Source organism: Abyssisolibacter sp. ZYX002 (assembly GCF_056892235.1).
In genome coordinates, this window is record NZ_JARMXH010000006.1 from 39632 (window position 1) to 59834 (window position 20203).

Genomic DNA, 20203 nt, shown 5'->3' on the forward strand with positions numbered 1-20203 from the left:
ACTAAAGTTATTTTTTCACTTCATAGTAATGTTCTTTACTAAAAAATAATTTCTCTAAATTAGGTTAAAAAAATCGTATAATACATAGTTCATTGTCAAATGGTTACATTGTGGATTGCTAATAAATTTTTTAACTTATTACTTATTACGGGTTATAGGAATTATCTAAATCATTAAAAATCGATTGTTTTAAGTCTGTTATCAATATTTATCACTTTACAGCCATATCCATATTTCATTAACATTGTTAATTTTTTGTAACATTCTTTACTTTTTCTTATCATTTATATTAGTATTGAAGAAGCTTTTTAAAATTTAATTCATAATATTTGAGGAGGTATTCAATGGATAAAATTGGCGAAATTTCGGTAGATAATAGAAATATTATGCTCTATTTATCTGGTAAATTCGTATCAATGTTTGGAACTAATGTCTATACTTTTGCAATTAGTCTTTATCTTCTAAAACTCACAGGTGGTATTAGTTTTTCTATTAACTTCGCACTCAACACTGTACCTAGACTAGTTCTTGGACCAATTGCCGGATTTTTCTCTGATAAATTTAGTAAAAAGAAAATTGTTATTTTAACAGATTTAGTAAGCGGTATACTACTTATAGCATTATATATATACTCATCTATCAACACTTTAAATCCAATACCTATTTATATTACAACCGTTCTTTTGACTTCTTTTAATACTATATTCTTTATAACAATAAGTTCTGCAATTCCAACATTAGTTAGTAACGATAGTTTGATTAAGATTAACTCCTATGATTCATCTGTCAATTCATTATCTAACATCATAGGCCCACTAGCTGGGGGCTTTTTATTCGGTTTATTTAACATTAAATACATAATACTTATTAACGGTATATCCTTTATTTTGTCCGCATTATCTGAGTGCTTTATAGACTTTAAAACTTATGCTAAAATGAAAACTACTCAAGCAGATAAAGAGAAATCATCATTTATCAAAGAATTCAAGGATGTTTTAAGATTCTTAAAATCACAAACATCATTATTGATAATGACCTTAACTTCTCCGCTTTTAAATTTTATATTCGTTTCTGTAAATATCTGTGTCCCATTCATAGTAATTAGGAAATTGTCTATGTCTGGAAAGGCATACGGTAGCATAGAAGCTATTTTTGCTATTGGAATGTTAGTAATGTCCTTATTATTTTCTAGGATAAAGGATATAAAAAAACCAGGGCTTTATGTTGGTATTTCTATGGTTTCAAATGGTATTTTAATAGCACTACTTGGTTTGCCTTCTTCTAGTTTTCTAGCTAATAAGACCGCTCTATATTATACTATATTTTACTGTGTTATACATTTTATGTTAGGTTGTTTCATGGTTATTATCAATATGCCTATTCAATTAGTACTACAAAGAAAAGTTCCTAACGATTACCTTGGAAAATTCTATGGCATAGTTGGAACTATATCTGGTTCAATGATTCCTCTCTCTGCTATTTTATACGGTTTTCTTATTGAAAGAGTTAATAACTTGATTTTACTATTGATTTCGGGATTAATTATGTCAATGGTTGGATTATATTATTGTCTTAGGAAATCTATGCATGAATTATAACTACATTTAGTATTCTTTTTAGATAGTAATTTATTATAATAATTAATTTTTTTCTTTAGTCAAATTTTACCATCTACTAATATGTACTTAAAATAATCTAATATATTAACAAGCTGTGAACAAGGTCAGTTGTTCACAGCTTTAGCTAAAGATTAATATTAAATAAAGATTCTAATCGTCAGATTTACCCATAATTTGTGCTACAAGTCTAAGCATACGGATAAAGATATAAATGACTGTCATGACAAGTCCGAAAGCAAGTTGCCATTCGTATTTCTTTGAATATTTGTTTTTAACACTAACCGCAATATTATCAAAATCAACTACGAGATTGAGTGATGCTATTAACAATGCACCTGCGGAAATTCCTATTCCTATCCAACCATTTCCATATACTATAGACGTAATTGTATCTGTAAAAAATGAACTTATAAATACAATACCACCAGCAACAATTGATGCTAAGAATAAAGTACTTATAACAGCTTTAAAACGTTGACCAACTTTAATTATTTTTGTTGCATAGAGGAAAAGCATTACAGCAATCACCATAAAAGTAAGTCCTAAAGCAATTGGAATAATCCCATTATAGTATTGTGAGTAACCCTCGCAAACAAAGCCTATTAGAAAACCTTGTGCAATACAATACAACGTTCCAAATAATGGAGTTAAAGTTGGGATTAGATAATTTAACAGCGCTGTAATTACTGTTGTAGCTCCTGCTCCTATCAATGAATACATCATATAGCTTTCTGGAACAAGTTTGTAAATATAGGCACACAGCCCTCCTCCTGTTATTAGTAAAAATAAAACTACTTTTAATGCAATACCTCCGAATGTTGAAGGATTATTATTATTAACTTCTGCTTTTTTTGATATTCTCCTAAAATAAGGGTTAGATAATAGTGTTCTCATAATTTCTTGTCTCCTTTTTTTATTTTATTTTTATATATAATATATTATTGATTACACATTAAAGCATTTTAAATTATATCTTAAAATTTCTTAATCTATGCTACAAGCCTTAATTTTACCTTCAAACACAATGCTTAACTCTGGCATATTTTGAAAATCCGAAGGTTTTGTAAGAGCTGGAGGCTTGTCCCATTCAATTGTATTAGCATATTGTAAGACTTCTGTTACAAACTCAGAGCAGAAATAACGTTTTTTTCTTCTTACATTCCACCCTAAAAGCACATTAAATAAACCGATGAAATTATATTTATATTGCTCTTTATTGCTATGGATATCACAAATCATATTATTAATATTTTCATATGCTTTTTCTGTTACATCAAGAGAGAATAGCATACATTCAGCCTCTTGATTAAGTGCATATATACCATTTTGTATGCTTTCATGTACAAATCCTCCAATAAACGGATTGCTCTTTTTTTTACGACCGAAACTGTACATTTGTGTGAGTTCTCTATTAAGACTAATAGCAACATGAGTATAACAATCACCCGTAACTTTCTCTATTGTTCTTGATAATATAGAATTTGTTTTCGTTAGTAAAATAAATATTGTTTTTATATATAACACCTCTCAGTATAAATATCTTATGTTTGTTTGTATCTTTTACAATTATAAGAATATATCATTTACTCTAAATTATTATAAATTGTATATTAAGATTTTTTAATGTATGTTATGATACAGAAGGTAAAACTTTTAAAAAACAGGAACTTAAAAATTGTTAAAAACATAAAAAATGCTAAAGAACATTAGCATTTTAGATTGATGACAAAATCATCAAGATAACAGACTATAGTAAGAGTTTAATTTCAAGGCGTGTTAAAATTGAGTAGCAGAGCTTACTTAGATGTAAGTGAGCAACGGAAATTTTAACACGGGCGCAGAAATTGGGCTTTTGTCTACGGTCTGAATTGAAAACTACTCAAGCAGATAAAGAGAAATCATAATTTATCAAAGAATTCAAGAATGATTCCTCTCTCTGCTATTTTATATGGTTTTCTTATTGAAAGGGTTAATAACTTGATTTTACTTTTGATTTCGGGATTAATTATGTCAATGGTTGGATTATATTATTGTCTTAGGAAATCTATGCATGAATTATAACTACATTTAGTATTCTTTTTAGATAGTAATTTATTATAATAATTAATTTTTTTCTTTAGTCAAATTTTACCATCTACTAATATGTACTTAAAATAATCTAATATATTAACAAGCTGTGAACAAGGTCAGTTGTTCACAGCTTTAGCTAAAGATTAATATTAAATAAAGATTCTAATCGTCAGATTTACCCATAATTTGTGCTACAAGTCTAAGCATACGGATAAAGATATAAATGACTGTCATGACAAGTCCGAAAGCAAGTTGCCATTCGTATTTCTTTGAATATTTGTTTTTAACACTAACCGCAATATTATCAAAATCAACTACGAGATTGAGTGATGCTATTAACAATGCACCTGCGGAAATTCCTATTCCTATCCAACCATTTCCATATACTATAGACGTAATTGTATCTGTAAAAAATGAACTTATAAATACAATACCACCAGCAACAATTGATGCTAAGAATAAAGTACTTATAACAGCTTTAAAACGTTGACCAACTTTAATTATTTTTGTTGCATAGAGGAAAAGCATTACAGCAATCACCATAAAAGTAAGTCCTAAAGCAATTGGAATAATCCCATTATAGTATTGTGAGTAACCCTCGCAAACAAAGCCTATTAGAAAACCTTGTGCAATACAATACAACGTTCCAAATAATGGAGTTAAAGTTGGGATTAGATAATTTAACAGCGCTGTAATTACTGTTGTAGCTCCTGCTCCTATCAATGAATACATCATATAGCTTTCTGGAACAAGTTTGTAAATATAGGCACACAGCCCTCCTCCTGTTATTAGTAAAAATAAAACTACTTTTAATGCAATACCTCCGAATGTTGAAGGATTATTATTATTAACTTCTGCTTTTTTTGATATTCTCCTAAAATAAGGGTTAGATAATAGTGTTCTCATAATTTCTTGTCTCCTTTTTTTATTTTATTTTTATATATAATATATTATTGATTACACATTAAAGCATTTTAAATTATATCTTAAAATTTCTTAATCTATGCTACAAGCCTTAATTTACCTTCATACACAATGCTTAACTCTGGCATATTTTGAAAATCTGATGGTTTTGTAAGAGCCGGAGGCTTGTCCCATTCAATTGTATTAGCATATTGTAAGACTTCTGTTACAAACTCAGAGCAGAAATAACGTTTTTTTCTTCTTACATTCCACCCTAAAAGCACATTAAATAAACCGATGAAATTATATTTATATTGTTCTTTATTGCTATGGATATCACAAATCATATTATTAATATTTTCATATGCTTTTTCTGTTACATCAAGAGAGAATAGCATACATTCAGCCTCTTGATTAAGTGCATATATACCATTTTGTATACTTTCATGTACAAATCCTCCAATAAACGGATTGCTCTTTTTTTTACGACCGAAACTGTACATTTGTGTGAGTTCTCTATTAAGACTAATAGAAACATGAGTATAACAATCACCCGTAACTTTCTCTATTGTTCTTGATAATATAGAATTTGTTTTCGTTAGTAAAATAAATATTGTTTTTATATATAACACCTCTCAGTATAATTATCTTATGTTTGTTTGTATCTTTTACAATTATAAGAATATATCATTTACTCTAAATTATTATAAATTGTATATTAAGATTTTTTAATGTATGTTATGATACGGAAAGTAAAACTTTTAAAAAATAGGGCCTTAAAAATTATTAAAAACAAAAAATGCTAAAAGAACATTAGCATTTTATCTTGATGACAAAGTCATCAAGATAACAGACTATAGTAAGAGTTCAATTTCAAGGCGTGTTAAAATTGAGTAGCAGAGCTTACTTAGAGGTAAGTGAGCAACGGAAATTTTAACACGGGCGCAGAAATTGGGCTTTTGTCTACAGTCTGAAATACTAAAGAACATTAGCATTTTTTTATAAGCAAGTATTACTAAATGTTAGTATTTAACGAATTAGATACCCTAAGTTAATAGTTACTTTTAAGTATTTGAACTTTATTATAACAGCATACTGATTTTGATATTAATATCTTTAATAAATTTCTATAGGGATATTACTCTTTATCTGCAAGCAATAAAGTTATTTCAAATACTGTTGATAAGCCAGCATCCGACTCCTTTAAAAGCTCAATTGTCCCTCCATGTGCTTTTATTATCTTCTCTACTATTGCCATTCCTAGCCCTGAACCTTTACCTCTACTACGAGATGAATCGCCCATTGAAAATGGCTTAAATATATTCTCTTTTAGTCCAGTAGGAATTCCTAAACCATTGTCGCCAATATGAATAATACATTTATTATCAAGCTTTTTAAGTAAAAATAAGACTAGTGTCCCTTTTGGATTATGTTTTACAGTATTTGAAATTATATTTTCAAACACTCGTTTCATTTGGAACTCATCAATTATACAATAAACATCTTCATCGCAGATTTCAGTATCAAGATTGAACCCTAGAAACTCAAGTTCATTGTACTTTTCTATTAAATAATTCCTCGCAAACTCGCAAATGTTTACTTTAGAAGTCTTTAATAAAAAATCCGGTCTCTCTATTTTACTATATTCACTAAAAGCATTAATAAGTTCTGCAAGAGAATTAGCTTTATTGTAAATTGTATTAAGGTACTCACTTTGCTCTTCATTTCTAATCTTTTCATCCAATACAGCCTTTGCATAACATTGAATAACTGTTATTGGAGTTTTTAAATCATGAGAAATATCAGCAAGCATCTTTCGTTTTTCTTGCTCAGCGTTATTAAGCTTTGCTTTCATATAATTAAAGTTTTTACATATTTCTTCAAATTCTCGTGGCCCTTTATATTCTATAGGCTTATTAGACTTACCTTCTGCAAATTCTTCTATTGAAGAACTCAAAAGCTGTAATGGTGTTTTTACTTTCTTCTCAAGAATTATTATGAAAATTAATAAAGCAATAATAAAAATATATATAAACCCGTAACTAATATATTTAGATATATCCTTGAAAGAATCAAAAAACTCATAGTACTTTGCAGAACTTCTGCAAAATATAGCATTGTATTTTCTTCCATCATTTCCTGTATAGGTCAATCTAGAAATATTAAACTTTCCCTTATACCTCCCTGTTAAAAGGTTAAAATCAAATTCAGAAAGTTGTTCTTTTTTTAGCTTAGAGATATCTGAAAAAATTATGTTATAGTTACTATCTGCTATTACAGTTGCAACTATTATGTTTGTTTCTTCCTTTAACTCTTTAAATAAAACGCTAATGTATTTTTTATTGTCTTGACCTATATATTCAGCTCGAGTTATAAAATTCTCAAATTTTATATTTGGTATTAATTCAATCTGTTCTTTACTCAAGTATAAATCTGTTAAATCTGTGCTTTTGTAAATTTTATTATTATTTTCATCAAGAACAATAAAGAATCCATCATCCCCCAGAATCTTTTTGTCAAATGATCCATAATCACCATTTATAATATATTGTTTTCCACTTGCAATAGGAATAATATGGTAGTTTGGATTTTTTATAAATACTACCAATATACCAACTAGGCATATAACAAACATTATAAATATAGTAATAGCAAACATGAGAAAATTGCGAACAATTATGCCAAAAAAACCCAATCTTCTTTTTTTATTTGTTTTCAATTTTATATCCTAGGCCTTTCACAGTTTTAATAAATTGTTTTCCGTTTTTATTTAGTCCTATTTTTTCACGCAAATGTGATATATGCACGGTTACAGAATTATCATCGTTTTTAAAATATTCGCCATTGATATGTTTACTTATCTGCACCTTTGAAAAAATCCTTTCAGGAGTTTTCATGAAAAGAACCAATATTTTATATTCGGTAGCAGTTAGAGGGATTTCTATTTCTTCTTTGGTAAGTCTACAGTTGTTTGTATCAAGTGTCATTTCCCCTAATTTCAAAACTCCGTTAGCTCCTTCATTTCTACTTAACTTGTAGTGCCTTCTTAAAGAAGCATTTACTCTTGCTACAATTTCAAGAGGATTGAAAGGTTTTGTTATATAATCATCTGCGCCAATATTTAAACCAAGTATTTTATCATTATCCTCATTCTTTGCAGATAAAATAATAATTGGAATATTGCTGATTTTTCGAATTTCTCTTGTAAGCTCGTAGCCATCCATTTTTGGCATCATAATATCAACAATTGCTATATCTATTTTGTTATCTTTTATAACTGAAAGCGCATCGATTCCATTGTCTTTGATAAACACTTCATAATCTTCTCCTTCAAGGTATAGCTTTATTACTTTTGATATCTCAAAGTTATCCTCAGCTACAAGAATTCTTTTTTTCATTATTATTCTCCTTTCTTTTTATATCTAGCTCCTATAATACTGTTATTTAATTACTAATATATTAAAATCACTCTTTTCCTTAATTAACTATACTGTATTTGAAATTAAAAGTTTCTTTGTACGTTATCACTAAATGCTATGGAACTATTGTCGTCTCTATTATATTTGTACACACTTCATATTCTATGGATATTAAATTTTTTCATTCATATGAGTAAATCATGGAAATATTATAAAATCCTTAATACTCTATAAATCTCTCAATAACAAAAATCATGCCATTGACATATGTTCTTTCATTATCCATAACATCGTACCATAAAAACAGTCATTGCTCAAATATAAAGTCCTTATATAACTAATAAGTTGCAAAAATGCTTTGAAAATTTAACAAAAGAATAAAAAATGAACATTCACCTTACCAATTTTGACAAAATTCGTAAATAAAGTATGGTAATATATAAGTTGCTCTGAAGTTACAAAAGTACTTTGTTTGGAATTATCAAATATAGTTTCTTTGTTTTCTTTTGATGTTCTAGTTTGTTAACGGAATAAAATAAACAGAATTTATTTTAACTTTTACACTGTTAAATTCTTCTATTATAATTGTAACTTTATAGTCTATATATTATTTTACAGGGGGGATATACTATGGGGTATACTATGAAAAAAAATTCAGTTGATAATAGAAATATGATTCTCTATCTATCAGGAAAATTTACGTCAATGTTTGGTACTAACGTCTATGCCTTTGCCATAGGTCTTTATTTGCTCAAATTAACTGGAGGTATGAGCTTTGCTCTTAACTTAGCTTTAAATACTCTCCCTAAATTATTGCTTGGCCCTATTACTGGAGTCATATCAGATAAATTTGATAAAAAGAAAATAGTTGTTTTGACAGATTTGATGAGCGGTTTACTACTAGTAGGATTATTTATATTTACATTTTTCTCTGATCTCAATCCATTGCCTATTTACATAACAACGGTATTATTAACTTCTTTTAATACGATATTTGGTATTACAATCAGTTCTGCTATACCTACTTTAGTTAATGAGGATAATTTGATAAAAATAAACTCTTATAATTCTTCAGTTAACTCATTATCTAGTATATTAGGTCCTGTTGCGGGTGGATTTATTTTCGGTTTTTTAGATATAAAATATATTATACTTCTAAATGGTATATCATTTGTAATATCTGCAATATCTGAATGTTTTATAGACTTTAAAGCATACATTAATAAAGTTGATGACGAAAATAAAAATACTAAAATCTCATTTATTAAAGATATGAAAGAGGTATTTTCGTTCTTACAATCAAACAAAGCACTTTTCTCTATAATGATTATAAGCCCTATGTTGAATTTCTTTTTTATATCAGTTATTATAGGTTTTCCATTTATATTGGTTAGACAATTATCTTTGTCTTCAAAATCATTTGGTATTGCAGAAGCTAGTTATGCTATTGGAATGCTAGTAATGGCATTGTTATTCTCTAGAATAAAAGAAATCAAAAAAATAAGTATGAATCTTGGATTTTTCATAATATCCACAGGTTTTATAGCGGTCTTTATTGGTATTCCATCTTTGGGTGTATTTAGTAATTTTAGCAAAGTATTTTATAGTATCTATTACTATATAGTTTTATTTATATATGGTGCTACTAATGTAATGATTAATATGCCTATTCAACTTATAATACAAAAGAAAACTCCCAAAGAATATTTAGGTAGATTTTATGCCATCATACGTACTATGGCAAATATAGCAATTCCTATAGGTGCTGTATTGTATGGTTTTTTATTTGATAGAGTCGATAGTTTCATACTATTATTCATATCTGGTATAATCATTGTATTTATGGGGATATATGTATCTAAGAATAAATTATTGCATAACGCATAGTTAATAATCTACAAAAAGCTATCTTTGGCTAGCGTCAAAGATAGCTTTTTTATTATTAGCAATTTTCTCTTTACAATATTGTTACTAAGCCTCTGTGATATTTTTTTATATAATAAGATAGTTCTTTTTCCAAATGTACAAGCATAATATTTACTAGGAGGTGAACTTATGAAAAAAGTCGTTATTATCATTGCTATATTTGTCTTATGTTCTACTAGCTGTTTTACTAATTCTAGTAGTATATACAAAGCTAAAATAATTAATATTGCTAATGAAACAAGTGATTCTCAAACACTTGATGTTAAAATATTGGATAAGCCCTATATAAATAAATCATTAACTATCAAGCATTTAATAATTGATTTTTCTGCTAGTAATAAACGTTATAATCAAGGTGATATGCTACTAATTGATGTATCAAAAAATAACGGAGTGTTATTTGGCGTAATAGTGGACTCTTACCGACTAGATTCCTTGAAAAAATTATGTATTATATTTATTATACTATTAATTATATTTGGCAGATTTAAAGGCTTGCGATCTCTAGTAGCATTAATATTTTCTGGTTTTATAATTATTAGGCTGTTGATTCCTTATATCATAAGAGGCTATAATTCAGTAGTTTGTGCTATATTTTGCTCCTCTATAATTATAGTTGTTAGTTTCTTACTTATTTCAGGTTTTACTAAAAAAACACTAGTATCTATCCTTGGTACTATTGGTGGAACATTAAGTGCTGGGTTACTATCTATGATATTTACTAATATGTCACATATATCAGGGCTTGTTGAAGACGAAGCTAGATTTTTGACTACAAATATGGGACTTGATTTAGATTTTAAGGGATTATTTCTTAGTGCCGTAATAATAGGAACCATAGGTGTAATAATGGATGTAAGTATGTCTATAGCCTCAGTTGTATTTGAAATAAAAAAGAAATCACCTAGTATACCTTTCATTGAATTATTGCAATCAGGATTAAATGTAGGCAAAGATGTTATGTCTACTATGATAAATACACTTGTACTAGCCTACGTTGGAAGCTTTCTTCCTCTATTACTTATATTCATATTATCTGATACTACGTTTTTAAATGCTCTAAACACTGAACTGATTACATCTGAGGCTATAAGGGCTTTATGTGGAAGTATTGGGTTAATACTTACTATACCACTCACTGCATTGATATCCTCCTATATGGCTTTTAAGACTAAATCACAAAATAATTATTTATATAAAAACTAATACTATTTTATAAAATAAAAGTCAGATCAATGTGATCTGACTTGACTTTTATTTGTTTACATTTATGTACGTAAACCTTTATATTTACAGTGACTACAGTTATTCATCTTTTTCATTAAATCACTACATGCTCTTTTACTAAAAATACAAGGTATATTCATATTCTTAGTCATCTTTTTTACAGCTCCTGCTGTATTGTGATTTATAAAATCGTATAGCACTATAACTATATCTATATTGCTAGGAATCTCTTTATTATATGATATTTTTTTTCTGCCCGACCAGTGTATATAATCATCAACTCCGTTATCAGTCAATACTTGTGGTATGTTTCCTAGTTTATCTCCTCCGACTATTAGTGCTGTCACTTTTCTCACTCCTTTTTTGATATTAATTATCATTATCATAACTTTATCATTTTATACTCATCTTGTCAAGGGCTATAAAACCTTAATAATCTAGCTTTCTACATATGATATAATTATTATGATATTTATTAAGAAAGGTGGCTGTATTTTGAGAATAGTATACATCGTAATTATGTTGACTCTATGTATATCATTTACTGGCTGCCCCAATAAGACTACAAATTTATACGATCTATCAGAAACTGAAACTAGGATTTATGAAACATACAAAAACTCACACGATGACACTTTATTAAAAAGTTTGAAACCTATTTCCATATGCAAACTGTACATACATGCTTGTTATATACAAGATTATGAAACAGAGTATGCACTTTATACTAAGGAAGAAAAACGTGTTGGGTGGACTAAAGAAGAACATATGGCTGAAAGGAACGATAGTAAATCCAAACCTTATATGCATCCAGAGTATATAGATATTAAAAAGCTTAGAACTGAAATTAGTGATAACAATAACTCCGCTATAATCAGTTGGACACATGATATTGTTAAAGATGAAAAAGATTATAATGGCAATGTTTTTAGATTTGAGTTTTGTCTTGTTAAAAATGATGATAACATATGGAAAGTAGAGTTTTTACCCATGCAATAAATACTAAAAAATCTTGAGACTGTTAAATCTCAAGATTTTTTAATTAGTAACACCATATTTTTATTTAGGTCCTTCTTGTATAGCTAATCTAGGATTTAAACAAAATAAAACTTTAAATGTACACTCTAACTGTTCTCTTTTCTTATACTTCATAAACCTTTCCTTATTCATAAATTCACCTCCCTATTACAATCTAATCTATGTACATTTATCTATTTCATATAGCATCGTATATTGATCTTAGTCTATGTAATGATGCCTTTGTAATTAATCATGAAATGACACCTCAGTTTGAGATGTCATTTATACATAGTTATTATAAAATTATTATTCTATATTTAAAATTTATTCCATATACTATTTGCCATAATGTAACTATCATTCCAAAGTACTTTACTATTTTCGCTGAATTTAAACTTTTCTTTTACTTCTACCATTCTATTAAATAAATTAGTATGTGCTTTTAATACACTTGTAACAAAGCCTTCGTTTATTGCGCTGTTATTATCTGCACTTTCTTTTACTCTTGCTATTAAATGATCTAGTTTTGCTAGATATACTTGTGTCATGGCTTTACAATCACTATCTTTTATATCACTAAGGGAATCTTTCATTATATCCCCTAAGTTTTGAATCAAGGTAACAAAACAATAATTCTCTCCATTTTTTACTGCAAATATTCTCCCCATCTTCTTTTTGTCAGCCAATTCATGATATTTTTTGAGAATATTGTAGCTATTTTTTTTCAAATGCCCTGTACTTATGATATCTTTCCTTATCATTGCAGTTATCCTCCTAAAATATGTATTTTGTTATATTATATCATATTTTGATTGGAAATAACATGTTTTTGATGCAATATTTTCTTCATTTCAAAATTATTTTTTCACATTCGTATATATATCACAAAACCGTTTAATATTAAACTTTCTTATTCATATGTCCCATTATTCAGTTTTAATGTATAAATTTCTGAAGGTACTCTTAATTTAGTAACTTAATTATTTAATACTTCGACTATTAAATATTCTTATATGTCTCAACCATAACATAATATCATCTTTTTTAACTCCAAATCAAGTGCGAGTATCTTGAAGTAATTCTATCTCACATGCTTTGGATATATACTCAACCACCTGTTCTACTGTCATCTCGTCTGTATAAATATGCTCTTTAAACATTTTTTTATTCAAATTATTGATGCATCTATCAATTTGTTTTGCTGGCCATGAGTTCTTTCCATCACCGCGTTTTCTTAACCTTTTCAACAATGTTTCTTTATCAGCCATTAAGACAAAATGTTTAAGATTTATATTATCCTTTCGTAACTTCTCAATTATTTCATTATAGTAATTTTCATCTGTAATCGTCATAGGTACTATAATTATACCACTATACTTGTTATAAATATATTTTAGCATTTTATAATTAAATTCTCTCCATATTGAAAATTGCTGAAAATCATCCAGACTTAAATCTTTTGGTATGTTGTCCCTTATAAAGAATCCCACTTCTTCAGGGTCATAAACATAAGACTTTGATATTCGTCTATTTAACTCGTAAGCTGCGCTTGTCTTACCACTACCAAATGCACCATTAATCCAGATTATCACTTTATCCCCCCTATATTATAACTAACTTTTAAACTTTGGTTCAATATACTCTTTAACAAGTTTTAGTCTATCTTAGCACATTGTACCAAAAGTGAAACAATAGAAACCACCATGTTTTTCTTAGTATTGACCATAAATCACATTTCAGCAATCTCCCAAAGCTACATAGATATGTTCTTTTTATTAATAATGAACCACAGATAACTATGTGACCGACTTACCAATGACTGTGTTCCTTGTACTCCCATATATACACCATACAGTTATAATTTGTTATCCTGCTGTATTTACCTCTAAAGATTCAAACAACAAAACTAGTATTTTCATTTTGAAAATTAGGTCTTTTATCAAGTTTAATACTACTCTAAAAATAAGATCATATAGTATTCGTCAGCATACGTTCCATCACAATATTTCAATGCATTTTTCTTAGTTCCAAATTCCTGAAAACCTAAACTTTTATACAATGAAATAGCCCTACTATTTTCAGTAACAACTTCAAGTTCAAGTTGTTCAATTCCCTTTTCTTTGCACCATTTAATACATTCATTCATCATTATTTTACCAATACCTTTGTTCCAATACTTCTTTCTTACAGAAATGCCCATATCAGCTCTATGAAGATATCTTTTATTATTTACAACTATCCCAACTGAGCAATTAGCTACGATTATACCATCTATTTCTCCGATTAACAACTGCCTATTATCATCTTTCATCATACCCGCAATGAATTCTCTTTCTTGTTCTAGCGTAAAATTAAATTCACCAGGTTCACGTGCTAAAAATTTTGTTTCACTATCAACTATCTTCAGAAAATCAATTAAAGCTTGTGAATCACTTTCTTCTGCAGTACGTACAATAAGTTTATGACCATCTTTTAAAACATTTTCATTTTTATAAAGTTTCATAGTATCCTCCGTACATAATTATTTTTTTACAATTACTAATAATTCAGTAGCACTAAATAATCCGTTATCTTTTATGTATTCTATTAAATTTTCTTTTTCTTTTACTAATTCATCGTAATATTCTGTTTCTTTAAAATTATTGGTCAATCTACTAATATTATCATCTATATCAGTCAGTCGCTCTTCAGTAATATTATCTGATGAAGCTTTTAGCTGATCTTCGTGTGTACTATGCTCCAATATGTCTAATACTCTCATATCTAGAGTTTGTATTATATCTAATATTTCTTCTTTTTTGAATGTGCTATTATGAATTCTTCCATTTAGCCTATGTAGCTTTGCCACAAAGTGATGAAGCTTTACATGTGACATCTGCTTGGCAGATTGATTATCACAATACATTTCATTAAAAATCATAATACCATCTTTTTTTAGTACTCTATTCATTTGCTTTAACACAGTTTGTATATCCGATAGCTCATGAAGCGCATTAGATATACTTACTGCATCAAATAATTCTTCTTTAAACTCAAGCTTTGCACAATCCATATTGTAAAATTTCACGTTTTTATCCTTGAATTTTTCCTCTATAAGAGCCTGTGTTCTATCACTATAATCAATACAAACTATTTCATCATAACTCTTTAAATAATCAATCAGAATTTGCGTAAATTCACCACGACCAGTACCCACATCTAGAACTTTATTACACTCGTATTTACCTAATACCTCTTTTAGTTTACTCATTGTATTCACCATCCTTCATGATATATATAGTTTTATTTGTAAGCTATACCTTTATAGTAACAAATAGGTATATTTCTGTCTATATAAAGATAATTGCTATATAATTCTAATTGCTCAAATTATCTATCAATATCCTTACTTTTACTGTTTTTTTAGAAAACCATTTATGTATTACTATATATGTATTATAATATATAGTAACAACATAATTTTACAAACCTACAATATAGCTAATTATGTATGAAAGGATGAAAAAAATGGATAAACAAGAACAAATACTAAATGAACGCAAGAAATTTTTCAAGATTATATTACTCATTGCTTTTGGTGTTTTATTTTATATGTTTGTTAGCGATAAAGAGTACATACAATGGGCTTACAGTATAGTTAAACCTCTATTACATGCATTTATAATAGCTTATCTATTAAATCCTTTAGTAAAGTTAATTACAAAGCATCTAAAACTTAGTAAACATCTAAGTATTATTTTATTGATATTATTACTATTAGCTTTTATATTTTTTATGTTCTACGTAGTTATACCAAACCTTGCTAGTAATGTACTATCACTAATTAATAATTTTCCTGATATAGATAGCATCACTTCTTCTATAGATAATTTCTTCGACAAGTATGTTGATGATAGAATAACAGAAATGATTAGAAAGAATTCAAATAATATAATAGCTATGTCTATTGAAAAAGGAAAAACAATATTAACTGATTTCTTACAAGGATTTATTAACAAGACACTATATTTTACTACTAGTATAATTAACTTATTGATTAGCTTGATTATAGCAATATATATGATACTTGATAAAGATGATTTATGTGCTAGACTTAAAAGACTTATATATGCTTTTTTTAGAAAAAGTGCAGCTGACTATATATTTGAAATAGGTAATAAAAGCAACGATGCTTTTATCAGCTACTTTACAGGAAAGCTATTAGATTCATCAATTATTGGCTTGCTATCTCTGATATTCTTTACTATAGCGGGCGTTCCTTATGGTTCGGTACTAGCTTTAATTATAGGTATTACTAATATGATAGAATACTTTGGCCCATTTATTGGTGCTATACCAGCTATAATTATAACATTGTTTACAGACTTACCAAAAACAATTTGGGTAGGTATAATAATTTTAGCATTACAGCAATTTGATGGATTGTTCTTAGGACCTAAAATTATCGGTAAAAAAGTCGGTTTAAGAGCATTTTGGGTTGTTATAGCTGTTATAATAGGAGGCTCATTGTTTGGAGTTTCTGGAATGATTTTAGGTGTACCATCTACAGTTCTGATAAAGAACCTAGTTGAAGAAGCAGTTGACAAGAGATTAAAGGTTAAAGGGCTTGCTAAACTAGAAGTAGATAAGTTAAAAAAATAATATGTAATATAAAAATAGGGACTGCTGGCAAATCCAGTCCCTATTTTTATGTTCTATTCTCTTAACTATTTTACTTTATCTATAAATTGATTTCTTTTGATATTAAATTCAAGGCTTTTCCACCTACTTTAACCGCTGTGATTTCATCTCCTACAACGTTTAAAATAACCAAAATTTCGGATTGCATATTCATAGCATATCCCTGCTCAAAAACAAAATCTTTATTTCTAAATTTTTTATGTTTATATAAATAACAAGCTAATGCTCCGTTTGATGTCCCAGTTGCTGATTCTTCATTAATTCCATAAAGAGGTGCAAAATTTCTACAGTAAGCATCTTCTTTACGTGATGAATCAAGTGTAAATATATGATATCCACCTACATCATATTTTCTACTTATCTCGGCCACTTGATCAATACTAGGTTTTATTTCATCTAGTATTTTTATATTTTTTATAGGTATTATTATATCTCTGAGTCCTGTTGATACAATTTGTATAGGTAAATCTTCTGCTATATCACTGTGTTTAATATTTAAAGATTTTGCTATTTCTTTTTTGTCTACAGTCTCATAGAATTTGGGTTTATTTTGCTCCATCATGATTGATGCATCTGCTTTAACTTCTACTTTTAAAACCCCTGCTTTTGTCTCCTGCGTATAGCAACCTACACTAATACACCCCTCATTTAATAACACAGAAAAAGTCCCTATTGTAGCATGTCCACATAAATCAACTTCATTATTCGGTGTGAAAAATCTAACCTTAAAATCAGCACAATCGGATTTCATAACAAAAGCAGTTTCACTTAGCCCAAGAATACTTGCAGTTTTTTTCATATCCTTTACAGATAGATTATCTGCATTAAGTACAACGCCTGCTGGATTTCCACCTTTTGAAGTCTTAGCAAATGCATTAATTATAAATACTTTCAAATTCATACCTTATCACTCGCCTTCTATCTTATTTTAAATCTGGTTGAAGTAAAACATAAAATAGTTTTTCATATGTATAATAACATGCGTTTAGCTTTTCGCTCTTGTTAAATAATCCTTTAATATTTTTTCTAACTGTTCTGTTTTATTATTATTTAATTTAATTCTACGACCTATAAATCTTGTTTTTAAACAAAGATGTCGCCTTCCTAATACGTCTTTTTTTATCTCATAACTCTTTATATTACTCCACTTCATATAAGATAATTTACCACATATTATTCCTTCTTTTAATAAGTAAATATTTGTATTATTATAAGATTGAATCAATATCAAATGTGCTAACATAAAAGGAAATATCAATCTCGGAACATCAGATTCATCAATCCCTCCTCTAATGATTTCTGCTATTATTAGCGTACTGATTATTAAAATAATGACATAACATATTACTATTGCTATCTGATATTTTCTATTATTAGATTCATTCCATTCGCCCTTAATCTCTAATAATACATCATCTGTATTCATTATATCTTTTATTTTTTGTCTACAAAAAGCTGTTGAATATATGATAGAAATAGTACTCACTATAATGCAAGTTATTAGTATTATATTTATAATCATAACAAGTCCCCCTATGGTGAAAATTCTTTGTCCCTATCATTGCAAAGAACATTATATCATATTACAAATTCTCTTCCAAAATAAATATCAGGGATGTTCCTATTAAGGACTATTAAAAAACACTATGCTTATAATTTTCAGTACATTAGCATAGCATTATAAATTTAAACTACTGAATTTGAAAAAGAGCCCCACTTATAAAGCGTAGCTCTCATTTCTTAACTATTCAAAGCACCAAACAACTTCTTGTTATTCTTATACAATCTCTTAAACACATTAAAGTATTTATCATAAACCTCTGTGTTATTCTTGTCTGGTATATATCTATCTTTTACTTTTATCAGATACTTGGCATCTTGGATTTTTGGAATTATATTTAACCCTACAGCCATTACTACAGCTGCTCCAACTGCACCTGCATTTTGTGGACTATCTACAGTTTCTATTTCTCTTCCCAGTACATCTGCTAATATTTGGCATGTAAGTGGTGCTAATGCTCCTCCTCCTACTAACCTTATTACTTTGGATGTTTTGACTTTTTTTTCTGACGCTTCTAATTGCCATCTTAGATGATAGCATACTCCTTCTAGTACTGCATGGATAAGTTCTGTTTTACCTGTATCTAAACTTATATTGAAAAACATACCTCTTGCGTTTGGGTCTTCAAATGGACACCTATTACCATGAAGCCACGGTGTGAATATTACCCCATTACTACCAGCAGGCACATCCTTTATTACTTCCATCATGTAATCATATAAACTCTTATACTTGTCTTCTTTTGACTTGAAAGCCATCTTTTTATCTAGGTAAACATTTATTTCGTCTAGTGCCAAATGATCTTTTACCCACTCTAAGCATTTACCTGCCGTCTCTAACTCTGCAAAATAATTAAAGTTTATATCACTAGCTCCAACTATTGAAGCTATCATGTGGTTTATGTCTAGTACTCTCTTATTTACTACCGTTGATACCCAGCCTGAAGTACCAAGGTATATATGTGTTCCTCCCTCTTCTACAACCCCTGCCCCTAGTCCTATTAATGACGCATCGCCTCCTCCTCCAAATACTAATATACCTTCTGAAAGGCTCAGCTCTGATGCAGCTTTCTTAGAAAGTTTTCCTGCAATTTCGGTACTCTTAATAATTCTTGGCAAGTGTGTTATATCAACCCCTAGCATATCACATATCTTTTTGCTAAAGCATTTCTTTCCTTTTCTAGTATCAAACAACATTGTAGCAAATGCACTATCCTCTGTCATTACAAATTCGCCTGTGCACTTTAAGATAAGGTACTCTTTAACATCAAGCCATTTATAAACTTCACTAAATACTAAAGGTTCATTTGACTCTACCCATTTATATTTCCATACTGGGTCTTTTACACTAGCTGCTACTGCACCACTGATTTTTATTGAGTTTAAAAGCTTGTATGCATTCATCCCTGATATTTTTACGCCTTGTCTCAGTCCATCATCTAGCTCCTTCAAAGCTCTATTATCCATGTAACTCATTGCTTTTCTTACTGGATTGCCTTTTTCATTTACTAACACTAGACCTTGCATCTGTGCTGAAAATGATAAGCCCTTTATTTTCTCTGGTGATATCTTTATCTTTTCTATCACTTCTCTTGTTGTCTTACACATAGCTCTCCACCAATCATCTGGATCTTGCTCTACGCCTCCGTTTTCGATTACGTGTAAGTTATATCCACATAAAGCACTTGCTACTAGGTTTATTTCTTCACTTATTCTAAATACACATGTCTTTATGCCAGTTGTTCCAACATCATAAGCTATAACATAGTTCTCCACCTA

At 28.6% G+C, this 20203-nt stretch carries 19 protein-coding genes; 5 read left to right on the forward strand and 14 right to left on the reverse strand.

From position 1 onward, the window contains the following. The first annotated feature begins 344 nt into the window (after positions 1 to 344). A complete protein-coding gene (locus P3X86_RS16190) occupies positions 345 to 1598 on the forward strand; it encodes an MFS transporter (RefSeq protein WP_483293768.1) in 1254 nt (417 codons plus the stop codon). Positions 1599 to 1769: 171 nt separating this feature from the next. Here P3X86_RS16190 and P3X86_RS16195 read toward each other — a convergent pair whose 3' ends face one another. The 6 genes from P3X86_RS16195 to P3X86_RS16220 all read right to left on the reverse strand — a co-directional run bounded on the left by P3X86_RS16195 (position 1770) and on the right by P3X86_RS16220 (position 7990). After that, positions 1770 to 2513: a Bax inhibitor-1/YccA family membrane protein gene (locus P3X86_RS16195; protein WP_483293769.1), complete on the reverse strand. Its 744-nt coding sequence runs from the start codon at positions 2511 to 2513 to the stop codon at positions 1770 to 1772. A gap of 90 nt (positions 2514 to 2603) precedes the next feature. After that, positions 2604 to 3014 carry a hypothetical protein gene (locus tag P3X86_RS16200; protein WP_483293770.1) on the reverse strand — a complete coding sequence of 137 codons (411 nt, stop codon included), beginning with the start codon at positions 3012 to 3014 and terminating at the stop codon, positions 2604 to 2606. Between the two features lie 837 nt (positions 3015 to 3851). Next, complete coding sequence (locus P3X86_RS16205) at positions 3852 to 4595, reverse strand: Bax inhibitor-1/YccA family membrane protein (RefSeq protein ID WP_483293769.1); 744 nt, start codon at positions 4593 to 4595, stop codon at positions 3852 to 3854. Positions 4596 to 4690: 95 nt separating this feature from the next. Then, complete coding sequence (locus tag P3X86_RS16210) at positions 4691 to 5095, reverse strand: hypothetical protein (protein WP_483293771.1); 405 nt, start codon at positions 5093 to 5095, stop codon at positions 4691 to 4693. A gap of 635 nt (positions 5096 to 5730) precedes the next feature. Next, entirely contained in the window at positions 5731 to 7311 is a 1581-nt protein-coding gene (locus tag P3X86_RS16215; protein ID WP_483293772.1) for a HAMP domain-containing sensor histidine kinase, read from the reverse strand. After that, positions 7298 to 7990: a response regulator transcription factor gene (locus P3X86_RS16220; protein ID WP_483293773.1), complete on the reverse strand. Its 693-nt coding sequence runs from the start codon at positions 7988 to 7990 to the stop codon at positions 7298 to 7300. Before P3X86_RS16220 ends, P3X86_RS16215 begins: the two co-directional genes overlap by 14 nt. A gap of 651 nt (positions 7991 to 8641) precedes the next feature. Here P3X86_RS16220 and P3X86_RS16225 point away from each other — a divergent pair. Then, positions 8642 to 9898: an MFS transporter gene (locus tag P3X86_RS16225; RefSeq protein WP_483293774.1), complete on the forward strand. Its 1257-nt coding sequence runs from the start codon at positions 8642 to 8644 to the stop codon at positions 9896 to 9898. 168 nt (positions 9899 to 10066) lie between these two features. Continuing rightward, positions 10067 to 11143 carry a YibE/F family protein gene (locus tag P3X86_RS16230; protein WP_483293775.1) on the forward strand — a complete coding sequence of 359 codons (1077 nt, stop codon included), beginning with the start codon at positions 10067 to 10069 and terminating at the stop codon, positions 11141 to 11143. A 62-nt stretch (positions 11144 to 11205) separates the two neighbouring features. Here the strand turns inward: P3X86_RS16230 and P3X86_RS16235 are convergent, their stop codons facing one another. Further along, positions 11206 to 11511: a DUF2325 domain-containing protein gene (locus P3X86_RS16235; RefSeq protein ID WP_483293776.1), complete on the reverse strand. Its 306-nt coding sequence runs from the start codon at positions 11509 to 11511 to the stop codon at positions 11206 to 11208. A gap of 148 nt (positions 11512 to 11659) precedes the next feature. Here P3X86_RS16235 and P3X86_RS16240 point away from each other — a divergent pair, with 148 nt between their 5' ends. Next, complete coding sequence (locus tag P3X86_RS16240) at positions 11660 to 12163, forward strand: hypothetical protein (RefSeq protein ID WP_483293777.1); 504 nt, start codon at positions 11660 to 11662, stop codon at positions 12161 to 12163. A 338-nt stretch (positions 12164 to 12501) separates the two neighbouring features. Here P3X86_RS16240 and P3X86_RS16245 read toward each other — a convergent pair whose 3' ends face one another. From P3X86_RS16245 to P3X86_RS16260, 4 genes are all read right to left on the reverse strand, one after another. Continuing rightward, a complete protein-coding gene (locus tag P3X86_RS16245) occupies positions 12502 to 12945 on the reverse strand; it encodes a hypothetical protein (protein WP_483293778.1) in 444 nt (147 codons plus the stop codon). 294 nt (positions 12946 to 13239) lie between these two features. Beyond that, positions 13240 to 13776 carry an AAA family ATPase gene (locus P3X86_RS16250; RefSeq protein WP_483293779.1) on the reverse strand — a complete coding sequence of 179 codons (537 nt, stop codon included), beginning with the start codon at positions 13774 to 13776 and terminating at the stop codon, positions 13240 to 13242. A gap of 359 nt (positions 13777 to 14135) precedes the next feature. Then, the gene (locus P3X86_RS16255; protein ID WP_483293780.1) at positions 14136 to 14687 is read right to left on the reverse strand and encodes a GNAT family N-acetyltransferase; all 552 of its coding nucleotides are present in this window, start codon (positions 14685 to 14687) and stop codon (positions 14136 to 14138) included. A gap of 18 nt (positions 14688 to 14705) precedes the next feature. Continuing rightward, a complete protein-coding gene (locus P3X86_RS16260; RefSeq protein WP_483293781.1) occupies positions 14706 to 15434 on the reverse strand; it encodes a class I SAM-dependent methyltransferase in 729 nt (242 codons plus the stop codon). A gap of 257 nt (positions 15435 to 15691) precedes the next feature. On the opposite strand from P3X86_RS16260, the gene P3X86_RS16265 reads away from it, so the two are divergent. After that, positions 15692 to 16825, forward strand: coding sequence for an AI-2E family transporter (locus P3X86_RS16265; RefSeq protein WP_483293782.1), 1134 nt, complete (start codon positions 15692 to 15694; stop codon positions 16823 to 16825). A gap of 79 nt (positions 16826 to 16904) precedes the next feature. Here P3X86_RS16265 and P3X86_RS16270 read toward each other — a convergent pair whose 3' ends face one another. The 3 genes from P3X86_RS16270 to P3X86_RS16280 form a co-directional block, all read right to left on the reverse strand. Next, on the reverse strand, positions 16905 to 17765 hold the full coding sequence (locus P3X86_RS16270) for a PhzF family phenazine biosynthesis protein (protein WP_483293783.1): 861 nt from the start codon (positions 17763 to 17765) through the stop codon (positions 16905 to 16907). An 84-nt stretch (positions 17766 to 17849) separates the two neighbouring features. Beyond that, positions 17850 to 18386, reverse strand: coding sequence for a hypothetical protein (locus P3X86_RS16275; protein ID WP_483293784.1), 537 nt, complete (start codon positions 18384 to 18386; stop codon positions 17850 to 17852). Positions 18387 to 18604: 218 nt separating this feature from the next. Continuing rightward, the gene (locus P3X86_RS16280; RefSeq protein WP_483293785.1) at positions 18605 to 20200 is read right to left on the reverse strand and encodes a xylulokinase; all 1596 of its coding nucleotides are present in this window, start codon (positions 20198 to 20200) and stop codon (positions 18605 to 18607) included. Between the last annotated feature and the right edge of the window lie 3 nt (positions 20201 to 20203).